The organism is Calothrix sp. NIES-2100, assembly GCF_963875285.1.
In the GTDB taxonomy this organism is placed as follows: Bacteria; Cyanobacteriota; Cyanobacteriia; order Cyanobacteriales; family Nostocaceae; genus Aulosira.
This window is the reverse complement of record NZ_CAWNLA010000001.1, coordinates 6,356,587-6,373,998: the sequence shown is the minus strand read 5'-3', so window position 1 is coordinate 6,373,998 and position 17,412 is coordinate 6,356,587. Positions and strand designations below refer to the sequence as shown.

Here is a 17,412-nt window from a genome sequence, read left to right as displayed (position 1 = left end):
GAGTCTAAAAAGTAGGTTTAAAGAAATTTCATAAATTTGTAGTAAGCACTTCAGTGATTAAAAATGAATGACTAAAGTCCTTACTACAAAATTTATGGCTACATGCTTTATTTGGCTTGAGATGTTGTTGCTGATGGCGACTTTTCTGTACAAATATTGGCAACAAATTCTTCGCGTTGCTTCACGAAGGATTGAGAGGGTTTATCTACTTGATAAAGTGTTTGAAAAGCATCAGACCAAAGGTAAAATGTTCCTGTTTCTGTTTTATGTTTGATTTCGTAATTCAGGAAGTAATCGGCTTTTTTAATGGCAATTTCTTCAGATGAGGCTTTGGTGGCTTTGAGTTGTTGCTCTATTGTTTGCAAGTCTGCGGAAATTTTTTGGCGATCGCTTGTTCCCATGACTTGAAATGTTGTCCAAAGTGTGTATCCTGATAATTGCCATTGATAGCGCTTCCCAGGTTCTAAGGATTGTTGAGCTTCGTAAACAGCTTGTTGATCGCCAATTTTGACGGTTTTTTCCCAGACTACTGCTTCAGTCTCGTCATCGCGCACTACTAATTGCGCTTCTTTATCTGTCCCGAAATTGTGCCACAAAAATAAGGGGCGATCGCTCCACAGAATATATGTATCTACTAACCCAGGTGCGATCGCACAAATTGTACCCCCCCTGGCTCCATGTCGTTTTCTTTGCGGACGTTGCCATATTGAGGCGATTCCTGTAGATTGAGCGATGATGTATTCAGATTGGGGAATGTGCTGTTTACTACTCATACCACCAGATGCGATCGCTAAGGGAATGAGTGCAACGCTAAATAATTTACGCATGATTATTTCTCCTTATAGCTGGTAAAACGTAGGCTAAAAACACCGCTGATGGTAAAAACCAGGGAAGTAAAATCGCGGCGGATATATATAGTTGCAATCCCCCAACACCATAGAGAATCACTGCACCTATTGAGCCTGCCATGATTTGCCGACGACGGCTAAGGCTCAAACGTGACTGATTTTTAATGACAACTACCGTGATTTTACCGATAATAATGGCGATTCCAATCATCCAAATATCAGGGATAGGAATCACTAAGCGTTTGGTCAGGAAATGGTGAATCATGTATGCTAAAGTTTCACCCCCAGTTAGCCAAGGTTGCTGTGTCCAATAATTGATGGCGGCTGGAGATGGTGCGCGATCGGGTGTACCGGGAGCAATTCCTAAGCGTTCATCGCTACCCACGGAAATCAACACTACCTGTTTGGACATTAAGGGAAATTTGTTGATATCAGGCTTTTCAATCAATTGCCAAGCAGGTATGGTTTGATACGCTTGCTTTGGCGGAATTGAGTAATCTAATATGGGCTGTAAACCAAAAGGCGATCGCCATTGCGATAATGCAGATAAGTTACCCGGTTGTTGATGCTTTTGAATAATATCGAGAATTTCCGCCCGTAAATTCTGCTGTCGGTTAGTTTGCGGTTGCGGTAATCCCTCGACTTCTTCCTTAGCTAGCCGCACCAGAGATAGCAAATAGGGAAATGGGCAAATTTTGCGACAATCTTGTTTAGCATCTGGAACTTCCAAATAGTTTGGGTAAGCATCGATGTATCCTTGCAATGTCCAATTCCACTTATTAATCCCCAGTGCTTCATTTGCGCCTACTTCTCTGTTTTCTTCCAAAACAGCCGCAAACATTAACCACATATTTGCATCTACTGCTTGACTAACCGCTTTACCTAAATCTTTATCTGCCGATGGGGGATCTGTTTGTGGTGTATCAAAAATAAAGTCTAAACCGACAACGGAAGCATTTAACTGGCGCGTACTATCTATCAACTTGGCTATATAACTGCGGTTCAGCGGTAAAAGTTGCGTACTCGGCAGTCCAGCACGGTAAATTGATTCTGTATCGATTTCTACTAAGGCGACTGGGGGCGCTTCCTCGGTTGGGATTTGGGCTGTGGCGTTGCGGTAAACTGATTGTGTCAGAACTCGTGCTTCTAACAGCAGTTGTTGGACGGGGACAAGGAAACCTAAACTGAGACTTACCGCCAGTGCGATCGCCTCTAAGCGATTTGGAATACTTTGACGCAGGCGTTGTTGCCAGCGCACAGCTCTTATGCGGTAAAGTTCCGCCCCCGGATGGCAAAATAGAGAAGGCACTAAATAGGATGAAGGGTAAGTGTGGCTTTTATCCATCCTGAGAAATTGCCTAGCTTCCGTTAAAGATTCGTAAACATCCAGGTGTTTCGCCAATCCTTGCAAAAAGCGCACCATAAATCCTTGGGCAACGCTATTATGAATTGGTTCTCGCATCACCACAACTTGCCCAAAACCCAAATCAATCAAGGCATCAGCGATACTTAAGCCACTGCATGAATTAAAAATTGCTACTTGAAGTCCGCGTTTTTTCGCAGCACTGAGTTGCGGTGCAATTTCCTTAATCGAGATGGAGACATCAGGTGCAATCCCCAATTCACCGCCTGTCATCTCTGTTTCATTACTGTGCCCTGCAAAAAATAATACATCCCAACCGCGCTCATCGGCGATCGCTTCACTAATTTCTTGAATTACTTGCGCCGGTGTGTATTGTGGTTGCCAACCCACAAATTCTACATCAGCAATCCGCATTAATGATTTTAATGCTTCTTTTTCCGCTTGAAAATTTAACCCAGTATCATCACCCAAAATTGCTAAAATCCGGGTTCGTCCTTGACGTTTTTCCTGTGCTTGGGTGGAAATATTTAAAGGTGTGCGAATAATTTGAATTGCTTCATTCGTCGCAAATTCATTACTTAATTCCCAGGCTTCCCAAGGAAACCGATCTAATTCTAAAGGTGTACAGGTGAGGAATATTTGTACTGCTGCTTTAGTTTCGGGATTTTCTTTACTCAGTTGTTGACTTGCTTGGGCAATTTGGGCACGAATTTCATATAATTCTGCACTACGTAACCAGCGATGAAACTCATACATAAATTTAGTTTCCGCTTTGATAAGTTCGGCGTGCCAATCGATAGTAAGTTTAGCCACACCACCATCAATAGTGCGTCCGCGCATATTGTCAGAGCGATAAAAGTTAAAATATGCTCGTCGCCAATCTTGATGTAGTTGAGTTATCGCCGGTGGATAATTAATTTGTGCGTTTAATCTTTGTCCTTTTCCCCAAGTCAGTTCAAATAAACAAATTTGCTCAATTTTTTGAACTTTTAGATTAAAAATATTGTCGCTATTTTTCATAGTTAATTTTTTATTTCACGCAAAGTCGCATTCGACGGAGTCGTTCCCGCAGGGTAGACGCAAAGTCAGAAGGTAATATAGTATTTCTTAATCACATGAGGTACATCCTAGCCCCCTCCTCGCTTGCGGGGAGGGGGTTGGGGGTGGGGTGACTGTCCCTCACTTGACAGAGAAACGCTATATCTTGATATAAAAGATTAATCTGATATAAATAGACCATATTAAAGTTACTGTTTGAAAAAAGCACTGAATACTATTTACAAAACCCTAGCCCCTAGCCTCTATTCCCAAACCAAAGGGTGGAATTTCAAATACAGTATCATCCGCAGTTACAGTTACCCAAAATTGCTCATTCAAGTTGCCAATAACTTGAGCATAGAGAATACCAACGCTAGTATCAAATAGAGATTCCTCGAATAATTGTTGTGTTTCATCGCGCACTTCTAATGTGAGAGTATTTGGCATTTGTGCTTGTGGTTGAGAACCTAAAGCAATCAACAATGTCCATTCAGGATTATCTGGCGTTTCCGTTAGTTCCCAGGTAATTGCATACATTCGCAAACTACTTTGTTCACTATCTAAATCACGAAAAGCGCCCTGTGCAGATGATGGAATATAAACTCCCTGTTGTTCTAAGCTGGTGCGAATTGAGTCAAAATTTTCTCGTAAGGAACGCAATCCTGATAATGCTGGTGATGGCATCAGCATCCAACCTAATTCTTGAGCAACTGTATCTATTTGATTATTTAACCATAAACCAACATTAATTAATGGTTGTAAAAGGGAGGGACTTGTTGCTTGATAAACCCAGTTAATTAAATCTGGATTACTCAGTAATGTGATACCTTCATTAACTGTGAGTAATTCCCAAGGAAGTTGGTTTTGCAGTTGCGGTTTGAGCCTAATTAGCTTTTGTTTTAAAGCCACAATTTGATTAGTTTCTCTGGCGGGAATATTTGCAGGTAACTGAATTGCATCGGGATTAAGACAGCGTAAATTTAATAGTAAAGCATTAGGATCGGGATTAAAGCAAGTTTGGGGTAAGGTATATGTCCAATCTCGCTCTATTTGTAAATTAGCTGTTTGTTGATAACTACGATATTGTTCGTAGTTCATAAATCCAGATATCGCCACCTGCTGTTCTTCTTCCTCAACTTGCATCAGCACATAAAAATGAGCCGCTAAATCAGGGATATCAAATACTGCATGGGGAATGCTATGTTGGTCATTAAAAATGCTGGCAGTGATGATACAAATTTTCCAAGCACCAACTTGAATATTACAAGCTGCGGCTAATAAATTAGCGGTTGCTGGTTGCCAAATTGAAGCAGCATCACTGTGTATTTCTAAATCAGGTGCGCGTTCCTTCAGCCATTGCTCAAATCCCAAACTTCCCAAGGCACAAAGGTAAACAGCCCAGCGTTGTTGTGATCGATGAATTGATTCAGTCAGACGTATAGCTCGCTGTAAATGTTCTGGTAATAATTCCGTTTGCGTTTCATTCGGCGAATACCAATCTAAGTAATCGTTGAAATCTAAATCTGATGTAGGATTGTTAATCATGGTTAGTCAGTTGTCATTTGTCAGTTGTCATTTGTCATTTGTCATTGGGCATTGGGCATGGGGCATTGGGCAACAGTCAACAGTCAACAATCATCATTCCCCCTACTTTCTAAATAACTACATAATCGCCGCGCTAATAAACCAGGTAAAGGTTGACTTCGCACCGGATTTCTCGTTTCTGATTCGGCTTCTTGGATGATGACTGAAATTTGTTCATCTAATATTGATTCCAATTGTTGATCTAAACTTTGTAAGCGGTGAAAATCTGTAAATTGTTGAGCCATTTCTAAAACGCGCTCGCGTAAAATTATTAACAGTTTTTGCCGAATATCCGCCCGCAATTCATTTAACTTTAATAACCGCGTAACTTCATATTGTTTTTGCATTCCCAGTTGGGGAGCAATTTTGCTCATCGGTTGCCCTTGGCAATGAAAAAGATGTAAGCCAGTTATAAATGATTGGGCAATTTCTTGATTAGCAGCACGCTTGCGTTGTAGTTGAGCTAAAAACGTTTCTACAACTTGAGAAATCGCTGTGTCTAAAGCTTCGAGAAATTGCTGTTGATATAAATCAATAAATTCAAATTTTTCTTCATCTTCATCTGGCGTGACTTGCGTTGGCGCAGCCCGCCGCAGGCATCGCTCTACAATGGGTTGGATCTCTGGCTGATCGTAAGCAATTGAAGAAACATTCCCTCCTTGGGTTGCAATCCGGTATTGTCTCAGTTTGCTAGCCATTGCTTGCAGTTGCTTTAACACTGCTTCGGAGCTAAGTCTGCGATTAGTTCGGCTTTGCAAGTCGTTGGCAATGTCGCTTAACTGTTCCGATGTGGGAATTTGACAGCGCACACTTACTCCGGCAAATTTTTGTTGTAAACGTTCTTCACGATAAACAGCGTGATAACTTACCAACAATTGACAGCTTTGCTCAATTTCCCCTGATGTTAAATGATACATTTCTGCGAGAATTTGTTGTAATTGCTTGGGAGTTGTATTATTTAACAGCGCCCAATCACTGATCAACAACAAACCTTGCTGGAGTAAAAACCGCTTGAGTTCTAAATTTTGTTTAACATAGCGGCTTACCCATGCATTTAGGGTTCCTTTGCTGGGATCGAATGTTTTTAAGAGCTTTGTCGCTAAGGATTCATAAGCAGATTTGCGGAGTCTTGGTTGATTAGAAGTCCCAAAGATAACTTCATCATCCAAAACAAACGGCAACAAATCCTCACATCTAAAACCGTGACGACTGCCAAACCGCATCGCTAAATCAAGGCAAACTTGATGAATTTGGTAAGAGATGTAGCACCGCAGACAAATTTCTGCGAGGTGAGGAACTTCAGTATCGCTGGCTTGTGCCTGTGGCAATTGTTGCCACAGGTGACGAGCGATCGCCGCATCAGAAAGCTCAACTAGATTTGTTAATTGTGCCTGCAAATAACTTTTAGCTGCAACTATCATTGCCACCCGGCGCTTGCTTGTAGAATCTAGCTTGACAAATTCCCAAAATTTTGCTGCTACCACGGTATTTTTACTGAATTTCAGCCAATCACTTTCAATTTTTTCACCTCCTTTGAGGAAAAGCAATTTGTTTTAGGGCATGGGGCATTGGAAATTGCTATTCCTCCCCACACTCTCCACACTCCCTCATCTCCCTTAACTTTGGAATCACTTGTACCTTCGGTTAACTACAATTCCTTATATTTATGGCGAGGGGGAACTTATGCAAATGAAGAGTTAGATCCCCAACTTCTGGTAGGATACTGCTGGCGAATTATGGGTATGACCCCACAACCAACGATTTTTCGTGATTCCGCAAGATGTAGAGACGCGAAATTTCGCGTCTCTACCACCCATTTTGTGTGCAAATCAGGGGTTATAACCCCTATTCGCCAGCTGCGTCCTCTAAGAAGTCGGGGATCTGAGCAGATGCAATAACAATCTCAGGCAATGTAAATCAATTACAGACCGATGTATTAATATAACAAGCCGATGCAATGGCATAACAGACCGATGTATTAATATAACAAGCCGATGCAATGGCATAACAGACCGATGTATTAATATAACAAGCCGATGCAATGGCATAACAAGCCGATGTATTAATATAACGGGGCGATGCATTAACATAACCCACCGAAGCGATCGCATTACTCTTCAATGCATTAAAATGTAGGGGTGGGGTCTCCCCACCCTCCCGGTTGTGTCTACCCACCTTTCGGGTTTTCACACCCTACAAAATGCGTAGGCAAAGCCCGCCGCAGGCATCGCTTCAATCTTCAATTAATGTTGTAACTTCGCGTGTTGATGGTATAACCCTTGGACAATCGACTCTCATTAAAAGAAAAATTACTAGCCGAGCTTGAGAAGCTGCAAACTAAAAGCAAAGGCTCTCCTGTTACCAATTTGAAGCTAGACAAAGCTGTAGCTGAAAATATTGAACAACTCACAGCAGAACTAGAAAGCCTTAATCCCAATCCTTCCCCACTTCTCTCTGCTACTGCTTTGCTCAATGGCGCTTGGCAACTACAATACTCAACTGCAAGAGAAATTCGTTCTTTAGATTCTCTCCCCTTCGGTTTAAAGGTGGGTACAGTCTATCAAGTAATAGATGTTGCCAATACATCGTTTTTCAATCTCGCTAACGTGAAACATCCTCTGGGGCTAATCTCTGGGTTTGTCAAACTCACAGCTAGCTTTGAACCAGCTAAAGAAGATGTATCGCCACCAACACACAAACGCATCAACGTTAATTTTGAAAAACGCTACCTCGCAATTGAGAAAATAGTTGGGATTAACACCCCCAAACTCAATCCATTTAAAGTAGTTCCAGGGAGAAATCCTCAAGGTAGAATTGCTAGCCTTGACATTACCTACCTGGATGAAACCTTCCGAATCGGTAGGGGAGGCGATGGTAGTTTATTCATTTTGCGTAAAGCAGATGATTTTGTTGATAAAATCAATTCTTAATGATGACTTCAATTCAAAATCCACGCAGACAAAATTGATTCATTATCCCGACATCCCGCCGTCACCCTAAAGGGTGCGGCTAATTGCACAAAGCCTGCCTGCGCAGGCTAAAGAATTTGAGCCTGCGTAGGCAGGCTTCGTAAAGATAGCCCCAGGCTTCAGCCTGCGGGCGGTATATCGGGTAGGCGAGAAAACTATTGATATCGCCGAATCATCAACCAGGCGGCCATTTTAACGCCCGCCCACCAAGAACATGCAGATGTAAATGATACACAGTTTGCCCGCCATCAGCACCACTGTTAATCACCACCCGATACCCATTATCTAGCCCAACTTGTTCAGCAACGCGCTTGGCTGTTAATAACAGATGTCCTAATACTGCATGATCTTGTGATTCCGCATCAGCTAATTTAGCAATGGGTTTTTTGGGAATCACCAGAAAGTGAACAGGTGCTTGGGGTTGAATATCATTGAAAGCCAAAGCCAAATCATCCTCATAAATAATATCTGCCGGAATTTCCCGACGAATGATTTTGCTGAAAATTGTCTCTGTAGTTTCACTCATGTCAATTGATTTACTCATCTGCTAGAGATTTTAAAGGTTTATTCTTAGATAAGAAATGCTAGCTAGAGTCTGGAGTGCATCAATTGTCGGCATCGATGCCATTAAAGTGGGTGTAGAAGTCGATGTATCAGGGGGATTACCAGGAATTGTGGTGTTAGGACTTCCAGATTCAGCAGTGCAAGAATCAAAGGAAAGGGTAAAAGCAACGTTGAAGAATGCTGGTTTTGCTTTTCCCATGCGGAAGATTGTGATTAACTTAACTCCCGCTGATTTACGTAAGGAAGGCCCAAGTTTTGATTTACCCATCAGTGTGGGTATTCTCGCGGCTTCTGAGCAAATTAATGCTGATTTATTAGGTGATTTTTTATTCTTGGGTGAAGTTTCCCTTGATGGTAGTTTAAGGGCTGTGGCTGGTGTTCTCCCCATAGCAGCCACAGCACAAAAGATGGGAATCGCAGGTTTAGTTGTCCCCATTGATAATGCCCAAGAGGCAGCAGTAGTAGAAGGTATAACTGTTTACGGCTGCAAAAATATCTCTGAGGTAGCTGATTTATTAAATCGTCCTTCAGCCCACAAACCAGTACAACTAGATGAAACGATCGCAACTAGTGAAGGTGCGGCGCTACATTTTCCCAGTGTAGATTTAAAGGATGTCAAAGGACAAGCCCATGCCCGTCGCGCTTTGGAAATTGCAGCGGCTGGCGGACATAATTTAATTTTTGTCGGGCCTCCGGGAAGCGGTAAAACGATGTTAGCAAGGCGATTACCGGGTATTCTCCCACCGCTAAGTTTTGCGGAAGCTTTGGAAGTGACGCGGATTCATTCGGTAGCTGGGTTATTAAAAAATCGCGGTTCCTTAGTACGCGATCGCCCTTTTCGCAGTCCCCATCACTCGGCTTCTGGCCCTTCTCTTGTCGGTGGTGGCAGCTTTCCCCGTCCTGGCGAAATTTCTTTATCTCACCGTGGTATACTGTTTTTGGATGAGTTAACCGAATTTAAGCGAGATGTCTTAGAATTTCTCCGTCAACCTTTAGAAGATGGCTATGTAACAATTTCCCGCACTAAACAATCAATTACTTTGCCAGCGCAGTTTACATTAGTAGCGAGTACTAATCCCTGTCCTTGCGGTTACTATGGCGATACCATTCAACCATGTACTTGTTCCCCCAGACAAAGAGAACATTACTGGGCGAAACTTTCTGGGCCATTAATGGACAGAATTGATTTGCAAGTCGCCGTGAATCGCTTGAAACCAGAGGAAATTACTCAACAACCCACAGGGGAAACATCAACATCGGTAGCGAAACGAGTTCAACAAGCACGCGATCGCGCCCTTACCCGCTTTCAAACAGAACCAAATCTGCGTTGCAATGCCCAAATGCAGAGTCGCCACATGCAGAAATGGTGTAAACTAGATGATACGGCTAGGAATTTATTAGAAGCAGCCATTAGAAAATTAGGCTTATCCGCCAGAGCCAGCGATCGCATTCTCAAAGTAGCACGCACCATTGCAGATTTAGCAGATGAGGATGAGTTACAAGCTAATCATGTAGCCGAAGCTATTCAATATCGTACAATTGATAGAATGCAGTGAACAACCTACACTGTACCGCAAGGTCAGTGTATGCTTCCCAATTCATTGGGGATTGCCTCTATTGAATCCAGGCTTTTAAAAATCTGTTATCCTTATTTAGAAAGAGTTTTGCCGTTTTGCAACTGGGTATTTAATGATAGCGTAAGTCACTTGGGCATCAGGGGAGCGTATAGAACCTAGATGATTTACATAAAAATATAGGGAATTCATATTGCGATCATGTAAGTGATAACTAGATACCAACAATCAATGATCGATGAATCATCAACTAAAAACCCAGATGGGACTGAGAAGTGCAGCTTTTCTGACGGCTTTAGTGGGAGTGGTGAACTTAGTTTCAGCAGTAATGCCTACTCTACCTGAACGCAATCACTGGCTAAAGCACTTTTTGCCTTTTGAAATTCGCGTTAGCGGTCATTTATTTGCAGCTTTGGCTGGATTTGCTTTACTAGCACTTGCAACTAATTTATTGCGGCGAAAACGGGTTGCTTGGTTGCTCACAGTTATATTACTAGTAATTTCTATTATTAGCCATTTACTAAAGGGTTGGGACTATGAGGAAAGTATACTTTCTGGTGTTTTGTTAATGCAACTAATTTGGATGCGCCAGGTTTTTACAGCACAGTCAGATCGTCCTTCAATTGCACAAGGATTTAGGGTATTATTTGGTGCTTTGTTGTTTACCTTGGCTTATGGAACAATTGGTTTTTACTTACTAGATGGGAAATTTTCCGTAAATTTTAATTGGAGGGAAGCTATATTTCAAACTCTAGCAATGTTCTTTACAGAAGATAATGCGGGACTGAAACCAAAAACCAGATTTGGAGATTTTTTTGCTAATTCTATTTATGTAATTGCCGCTTTTACTTTTACATACGCATTTGTGATGCTGTTGCAACCGGTTTTTTTGCGCGATGCAGCTACCCTCAATGAGCGAAAAAAAGCCAAGGAAATTGTCGAAAAGTATGGCAGGTCTTCTTTAGCAGCCTATACACTATTAAATGATAAAAGTTACTATTTTAGTCCTTCTGGTCGCAGCATGATTGCCTATGTCCCCAAGGGACGGGGTGCGATCGCTTTAGGAGATCCCATTGGGCCACTAGAAGACCGCCAAGAGGTAATTATAGCTTTTAAGCAGTTTTGCCAACGTAACGATTGGTATCCTGCTTTTTACCAAACTTTGGCAGATGATCTGGATATTTATATTTCTTTAGGTTTTAGGGTACTAAAGATTGGGGAAGAAGCGATCGTTGATTTAAAAACTTTCACTTTGCAAGGAAAAGCTGGGAAAAATTTTCGACCCGCTATCAATAAATTGACGAAACTAGGTTATCAAGTCGAGTTTTATCAACCACCAATTGCGGATGAATTGTTGCGTCAACTTAAACCTGTGAGTGATGAATGGTTGAAAATGGTGCAAGGTTCAGAAAAAAAGTTTTCGCTGGGTTGGTTTGACGAGGCTTATCTGCGGGACTGTGTGATTGCTGTCGTCTACGATCCTGAAGGAAAAATCAACGCTTTTGCCAATATTGTGCCAGAGTATCAACTCAATGAAGTTACTCTCGATATGATGCGGCATCGTCCATTAATGGAAAATGGGACAATGGACTTTTTATTTACTTCTATGCTCCAGCACTTTAAAGAGAAAAACTATGATAGCTTTAATTTTGCGCTTTCTGCCCTGGCTGGAGTTGGTGAACATCCACAATCACGGCGTTTAGAAAAGGTATTAGGCTATCTTTACGAACATTTAAATCGCTTCTACAATTTTAAAGGCTTACAAGCATACAAAGAAAAGTTTCGCCCCCGTTGGGAACCACGCTATCTGGTTTACCCTAGTTTGACAGCCTTACCTGATGTAGTTGTAGCATTAATTAGAGCAGATTCCGGCGATCGCCTGCTTGATTATCTCAAACCTGGAGCCTAGTACCCCTACCTTGGCAGTCAAAAGTTTACACTGAGCGCAGTTGAAGTGTCAAAAGTCAAAAAGCTGATGTAGGTTTTTGCATCCTGTAGTCTCTGCATCTTCTTTAAGAGTAATTTCACAAATTAAATAGAAGCGCTATTTATTACTAAATAATTTTAAAGAAACTACAAAACAAGCCATTTAAATGAGACAATCTGAGCTTATTTTCTCAATCTTAAGGAAGACATGGACGATCGCAAACAAGCTCTCCAGTCTCTCGCCAATGAACGCTGGCGGGTATCTCTGCTGCTAAGTGGAGCGATGATCGTGATTTATTTTGGCTTTATTCTGCTGATTGCTTTCAATAAGCCTTTATTAGGGACATTAATCGTACCTGGGCTGAGTCTGGGTATTTTGCTGGGGGCGTTGGTAATTGTCTCAGCATGGGTATTGATTTTTCTTTATGTGCGCTGGGCAAATAACAAGTATGATGACCGCATCAATCGTTTAACACGCAATTGAATAGCTATACCAGGATCAAAAATTTAAAGTAGTAACCAAAATATGTTTCATATTCTGTGGTATATTCCGCATCTCGCTGTAGCTGATGTGACTAGGCTTGGTCATTTTAACCCATTAGCGATCGCCTTTTTCTTCCTGTTTGTAGCGTCTTCCCTAGGTATTACCTTCTGGGCGGCAAAGTTAACTAAAAGCACATCCCACTTTTACACGGCTGGGGGTAATATCAGCGGTTTTCAAAATGGGCTAGCTTTAGCAGGCGACTTCATGAGTGCAGCTAGCTTTTTAGGAATTGCAGGGCTAGTTGCACTCAATGGTTTTGACGGCTTAATTTATTCCATCGGCTTTTTGGTAGGCTGGCCGATTGTCATGTTCCTCATTGCCGAACCACTGCGAAATTTAGGCAAATATACCTTTGCAGATGTGGTAGCTTATCGCTTGCAGCAAAAACCTGTACGCATCGCCGCCGCCATTGGCACATTAGCAGTCATCAGCTTTTATTTAATCGCCCAAATGGTAGGTGCAGGCGAACTAGTCAAACTACTGTTTGGTTTTGATTATGAATTAGCCGTAGTCATTGTTGGTGGCGTGATGATGGCTTATGTAATATTTGGCGGGATGATTGCGACTACCTGGGTACAAATTATCAAAGCCATTCTATTGTTAGGTGGGACTATCTTACTAGCAATTTTGGTATTAGCAAAATTTGGTTTTAATCCCCTGAATCTCTTCGCCGCCGCCGCTGAGAAATATTCTGGTGTTTTAGCACCTGGTAAACAAGTTTCCGATCCTTGGGATGCGATTTCTTTGGGGATGTCGTTGATGTTTGGAACTGCGGGATTACCTCACATCTTGATGCGCTTCTACACAGTACCCGATGCCAAAGCTGCGAGAGTTTCTGTAACTTACGCCACAGCTTTTATTGGCTTTTTCTATCTCCTCACCTTTATTTTAGGGTTTGGGGCAATGGTATTAGTTGGTCAAGATGCCATCAAGCAAATTGGTACTGGTGGTAACATGGCTGCACCGATGTTAGCCGAATTTCTGGGTGGTGATGCTTTCTTAGGCTTTATTGCGGCCGTTTCTTTTGCCACAATTTTAGCGGTAGTTGCAGGTTTAACACTTTCTGGTGCAGCAGCATTATCCCATGATTTATGGGTGAATGTAGTACGCGGCGGTCATGCCAACGAATCAGAACAGCTAAAAGTGGCTCGTGGTGCGACAATGCTTTTAGGTGCATTGGCAATTATCCTGGGAATCTTATTCAAAGGACAAAACGTAGCTTACATGGTAGGTTTAGCATTTGCGATCGCAGCTAGTGCCAACTTCCCAGCTTTACTATTATCAATGCTGTGGCGACGCTTCACCACTAACGGTGCGGTAGCGAGTATGTTAGTGGGAACCTTCAGCGCTTTAATATTGATTTATTTCTCCCCCACCATTCAAATAACAATCCTCAATCATCCCAGTGCGCCTTTCCCCTGGAAAAATCCCGGCTTGGTTACTATCCCCTTATCATTTATTGTCGGTATTGTTGTTTCTCTACTCTCTAGCGAACAGGAAGCAGCAGAAAAATTTGCAGAAGTTGAGAACCGCATCCACATAGGTTCTCAAAATTGAGACTAATTGTCTAGAAATTCACAAATTCTGCATTTTCTTAGGGGATGGAGTCAAATTCATCCCTTAATTATTGTCAGTACCGTCGGGTTGGGGAAACCCCAGACGTGTCAACTTAACGTGAAACCCTTGTAAAGAGGTGACATGGAGTTCACTCAATTACCAACCAGCCTCTAGGAACCCCACCCCAGTTTTATCTAAAGCCAAAACGTCCCCTCCTCGCTTGCGGGGAGGGGATTGAGGGGTGGGGTAAAATCTTGTGGAATAAGCGTTTTAACTTAAGTTGACACGTATGCGTTTCCCCGCCCATGACGACAATTCATAACACGCAATCACTACTTGTAGCTTTTGAGTAAAATGCTAATAAAGATAAAAAGCCTGAAACCCGAACGCAGTATCTAGGACTACACTAAAAACTATTAAAACCTATGCAACTTTGGACACCTAACCAATCACTGCAAGACGGACGCTTTATTGTGCAAAAAGTCCTTGGTAGTGGTGGTTTCGGTATTACCTACAGCGCCATCGAACCAAGCACAGGTAAATTATTTGTTCTCAAAACACTGAATCATATCCAACAAACAAGAGATGATTTTGACGCCCAACAGGTAAAATTTGTCAACGAAGCTTTGCGTTTAGCCCAGTGTAGTCACCCCCACATTGTCAAAGTTCATGAAGTAATCAAAGAAGATGAACTTTGGAGCATGGTAATGGAATATATTGATGGGCAAGATTTAGCAACTTATATTGATGAGTGTGGACAGTTATCAGAACCAGAAGCCCTACGCTACATCGATCAAATTGGACAAGCTTTAGAATATGTCCACACCAAAGGATTTTTACATCGGGATATCAAGCCCAATAATATTTTGTTGCGTCAAGGTACACAAGAAGCAGTATTAATTGACTTTGGGCTAGCCCGTGAATTTAACTTAGGGAAAACTGGTAGCATGACTAATGCTAAAACCGAAGGTTATGCACCCATTGAACAGTATGAACGCAAAGGAAATTTTGGTGCTTACACAGATGTTTATGCATTAGCCGCGACGCTGTATAGTTTGCTAACTGCGGAAGTACCTTTCCCGGCTAAATTTCGCAAAAGTGGTATACCACTACCACCACCACAGCAATTTAATCCCCAAATTAGCAACAGAGTAAATGCAGCAATTCTTAAAGGAATGGAGTTAGAAGTAGAAAACCGCCCGCAAACTGTCGGGGAATGGTTAAAATTAGTTAATCCGCAATTGGCGATCGCAACTGTCAAACCTGAACCTGCTGTTACTCAAGACTATACTCGCCTGCGGGACTTACTCGCCGCCGGAGAATGGCAAAAAGCAGACGAAGAAACACGCCAAGTCATGCTAGTTGTAGCCGGAAAAACCGCACAAGAGTATCTCAATATTCAAGACATTGAGAACTTCCCCTGCGAAGACCTGCGGACAATAGACCAACTATGGATAAAATACAGCCAAGGGCGCTTTGGCTTCACAGTACAAAAGCGTGTTTATCAAAGTCTCGGTGGAACCGAAAAATTTAACATAGACACCTGGGAAGCTTTTTGGGATCGGGTACAGTGGAGTAAAAACGGCAAATGGATGTACTATAAAGACCTAAAATTTGACCTCACAGCCCCAGAAGCACACCTCCCCATTATGCATACTTATTTAGGCAAAAAATGGGATTTTGTAGATTATGATTGCAAAGTAAAGTACATCTCTTCTCTCACATCAAGACTGATAAAATGTAACATAAAAGGCTAGAGGCTAGGGGAACCAGGACTAGGGAGATAAGGGGGGATGAGGAGACGCAGGTAAATAACCAATGACAAATGACAAATGACAAATGACAAATGACCAATGACAACTGACAACTGACAACTGAAATAAATGTCTGCAAAAGTCACCCTCAAGATTATCAAAGGCACACTTTTGGGAAGACAATATATCTTTGATTCCCGCACTATTTGTATTATCGGCAGAAGCAAAGAATGCAACATTCAGCTACCAAATGATCCAGACCATCGTACCATCTCCCGCTATCACTGTCTGTTAGATATCAACCCGCCAGAGATTCGCATCAGGGATTTTGGCAGTAAAAATGGTACTTACGTCAATAGTAAAAAAATCGGTCAACGTCAACCCAATCAAACAAGAGAAGAAGCGGCAAAATTAGAATTTCCTGAGTATGATTTGCAATCAGGAGATAAAATTAAACTAGGTAACACGATTTTTGCAGTTAATATTGAGACTAATCCTGAAGATATAAATATTCCTAACGACCTTCTCCCAACAGCTAAAGCTAATCCAGATTTCACAAAACCACCTAATTATTTAGAAATTACCAAACGCTTGCTAGATGTAGCGCAAAAGGATAATGATAAGTTACGTATTCGCGGTTACCAGCTAATTGAACTATTAGGAAAAGGTGGTTTTGGCGAAGTTTATTTAGCCAAACACAATGCTTCTGGTAAGTTAATTGCCTTAAAGGTAATATTACCTGCGATCGCCACCAATGAAAATGCTGTTAAAAGATTCTTGCGAGAAACAGAAAATACCAAAGCCTTGCACCATCCCAATGTGGTGCAAATCATCGATTATGACTTTTTTGAAGGTATTTTCTTTTTCACAATGGAATATTGCTCAGGTGGCAGTGTTTACGATTTAATGCAACAGCAACGTGGTAAATTAGCTGTTGATATTGCCATACCAATTACCCTGCAAATTCTCAACGGTTTAGAATATAGCCATAATGCAGAAATTCCTTATGTAAAATTGAGCGATGGTGGCTTCGGTAAAGGTAAAGGTTTAGTTCACCGCGACTTAAAACCAAGTAATATCTTTCTTACCTACGATGACGGAAAACTCATCGCCAAAATTGGAGATTACGGTTTAGCCAAAGCATTTGACTTAGCAGGTTTAAGCGGTCAAACCCTCACAGGTACTAAAGCTGGAACTCCTGTTTTTATGCCCAGACAGCAATTGCTAAACTTTAAATATGTGCAACCAGAAGTAGATATTTGGGCAACTGCTGCTTGTCTGTACAATATGCTGACAGGAACTTACCCACGTAACTTTACAGGTAACGATCCATTTTTGGTAGTATTACAAAATGACCCTATACCCATTCGCCAGCGTGACGCAACTATTCCGCACAAATTGGCAGAGGTGATTGATTTAGCATTGATAGATAAGCCAGAAATTCATTTCAAGAATGCAATAGATTTTAAGAAAGCATTGTTAACTGCATTGTAAGCTGTATCTAATGCAAATTTGAAAAAAGAATGCGACAGATGGTAGGGGCACGGCAGTGCCGTGCCCTCTAGAATATATTGATATGTCGCAAACATTATTTGAATTGGTATAATTTGTCAAAATTTCGATGCACTTGTCTAGTTAGATCCCCGACTTCTTGGAGAAGTCGGGGATCTGAACAACACCAATTTTTACAA

12 protein-coding genes are annotated in these 17,412 nt (G+C 41.8%); 7 read left to right on the top strand and 5 right to left on the bottom strand.

Annotation, left to right across the window (positions count from 1 at the left end; genetic code table 11):
* Nucleotides 1-107 precede the first annotated feature (107 nt).
* The 4 genes from AACU32_RS25910 to AACU32_RS25895 all read right to left on the bottom strand — a co-directional run bounded on the left by AACU32_RS25910 (nt 108) and on the right by AACU32_RS25895 (nt 6,317).
* Entirely contained in the window at nt 108-827 is a 720-nt protein-coding gene (locus tag AACU32_RS25910; protein WP_096604048.1) for a DUF928 domain-containing protein, read from the bottom strand.
* Nucleotides 820-3,231 (bottom strand): CHASE2 domain-containing protein, encoded by a 2,412-nt coding sequence (locus tag AACU32_RS25905; RefSeq protein WP_096604047.1) that lies wholly within the window; start codon nt 3,229-3,231, stop codon nt 820-822. Before AACU32_RS25905 ends, AACU32_RS25910 begins: the two co-directional genes overlap by 8 nt.
* Before the next feature lie 267 nt (nt 3,232-3,498).
* Entirely contained in the window at nt 3,499-4,794 is a 1,296-nt protein-coding gene (locus AACU32_RS25900; protein WP_096604046.1) for a DUF1822 family protein, read from the bottom strand.
* 83 nt (nt 4,795-4,877) lie between these two features.
* Nucleotides 4,878-6,317: a hypothetical protein gene (locus tag AACU32_RS25895; protein ID WP_096608177.1), complete on the bottom strand. Its 1,440-nt coding sequence runs from the start codon at nt 6,315-6,317 to the stop codon at nt 4,878-4,880.
* A gap of 795 nt (nt 6,318-7,112) precedes the next feature.
* On the opposite strand from AACU32_RS25895, the gene AACU32_RS25890 reads away from it, so the two are divergent.
* Entirely contained in the window at nt 7,113-7,763 is a 651-nt protein-coding gene (locus AACU32_RS25890; RefSeq protein WP_096604045.1) for a PAP/fibrillin family protein, read from the top strand.
* Nucleotides 7,764-7,977: 214 nt separating this feature from the next.
* Here the strand turns inward: AACU32_RS25890 and AACU32_RS25885 are convergent, their stop codons facing one another.
* The gene (locus tag AACU32_RS25885; RefSeq protein WP_096604044.1) at nt 7,978-8,328 is read right to left on the bottom strand and encodes an HIT domain-containing protein; all 351 of its coding nucleotides are present in this window, start codon (nt 8,326-8,328) and stop codon (nt 7,978-7,980) included.
* A 55-nt stretch (nt 8,329-8,383) separates the two neighbouring features.
* Here AACU32_RS25885 and AACU32_RS25880 point away from each other — a divergent pair, with 55 nt between their 5' ends.
* The 6 genes from AACU32_RS25880 (at nt 8,384) to AACU32_RS25855 (ending at nt 17,215) form a co-directional block, all read left to right on the top strand.
* Entirely contained in the window at nt 8,384-9,922 is a 1,539-nt protein-coding gene (locus tag AACU32_RS25880) for a YifB family Mg chelatase-like AAA ATPase (protein ID WP_096604043.1), read from the top strand.
* Between the two features lie 256 nt (nt 9,923-10,178).
* Complete coding sequence (locus AACU32_RS25875) at nt 10,179-11,849, top strand: phosphatidylglycerol lysyltransferase domain-containing protein (RefSeq protein ID WP_096604042.1); 1,671 nt, start codon at nt 10,179-10,181, stop codon at nt 11,847-11,849.
* Between the two features lie 225 nt (nt 11,850-12,074).
* Complete coding sequence (locus AACU32_RS25870; RefSeq protein ID WP_096604041.1) at nt 12,075-12,350, top strand: DUF485 domain-containing protein; 276 nt, start codon at nt 12,075-12,077, stop codon at nt 12,348-12,350.
* A 42-nt stretch (nt 12,351-12,392) separates the two neighbouring features.
* Entirely contained in the window at nt 12,393-13,967 is a 1,575-nt protein-coding gene (locus AACU32_RS25865) for a sodium:solute symporter family transporter (RefSeq protein WP_096604040.1), read from the top strand.
* A gap of 425 nt (nt 13,968-14,392) precedes the next feature.
* Nucleotides 14,393-15,724, top strand: coding sequence for a serine/threonine-protein kinase (locus AACU32_RS25860; protein ID WP_096604039.1), 1,332 nt, complete (start codon nt 14,393-14,395; stop codon nt 15,722-15,724).
* Nucleotides 15,725-15,850: 126 nt separating this feature from the next.
* The gene (locus AACU32_RS25855; RefSeq protein ID WP_096604038.1) at nt 15,851-17,215 is read left to right on the top strand and encodes a protein kinase domain-containing protein; all 1,365 of its coding nucleotides are present in this window, start codon (nt 15,851-15,853) and stop codon (nt 17,213-17,215) included.
* The last annotated feature ends 197 nt before the right edge of the window (nt 17,216-17,412 follow it).

Bases quoted from the DNA above. Each gene is read 5' to 3' on its own strand.
- AACU32_RS25860 (WP_096604039.1), top strand. From the start codon at position 14,393: ATGCAACTTTGGACACCTAACCAATCACTGCAAGACGGACGCTTTATT.
- AACU32_RS25855 (WP_096604038.1), top strand. From the start codon at position 15,851: ATGTCTGCAAAAGTCACCCTCAAGATTATCAAAGGCACACTTTTGGGA.
- AACU32_RS25900 (WP_096604046.1), bottom strand. From the start codon at position 4,794: ATGATTAACAATCCTACATCAGATTTAGATTTCAACGATTACTTAGAT.
- AACU32_RS25885 (WP_096604044.1), bottom strand. From the start codon at position 8,328: ATGAGTGAAACTACAGAGACAATTTTCAGCAAAATCATTCGTCGGGAA.
- AACU32_RS25875 (WP_096604042.1), top strand. From the start codon at position 10,179: ATGAATCATCAACTAAAAACCCAGATGGGACTGAGAAGTGCAGCTTTT.
- AACU32_RS25910 (WP_096604048.1), bottom strand. From the start codon at position 827: ATGCGTAAATTATTTAGCGTTGCACTCATTCCCTTAGCGATCGCATCT.
- AACU32_RS25880 (WP_096604043.1), top strand. From the start codon at position 8,384: ATGCTAGCTAGAGTCTGGAGTGCATCAATTGTCGGCATCGATGCCATT.
- AACU32_RS25905 (WP_096604047.1), bottom strand. From the start codon at position 3,231: ATGAAAAATAGCGACAATATTTTTAATCTAAAAGTTCAAAAAATTGAG.
- AACU32_RS25870 (WP_096604041.1), top strand. From the start codon at position 12,075: ATGGACGATCGCAAACAAGCTCTCCAGTCTCTCGCCAATGAACGCTGG.
- AACU32_RS25865 (WP_096604040.1), top strand. From the start codon at position 12,393: ATGTTTCATATTCTGTGGTATATTCCGCATCTCGCTGTAGCTGATGTG.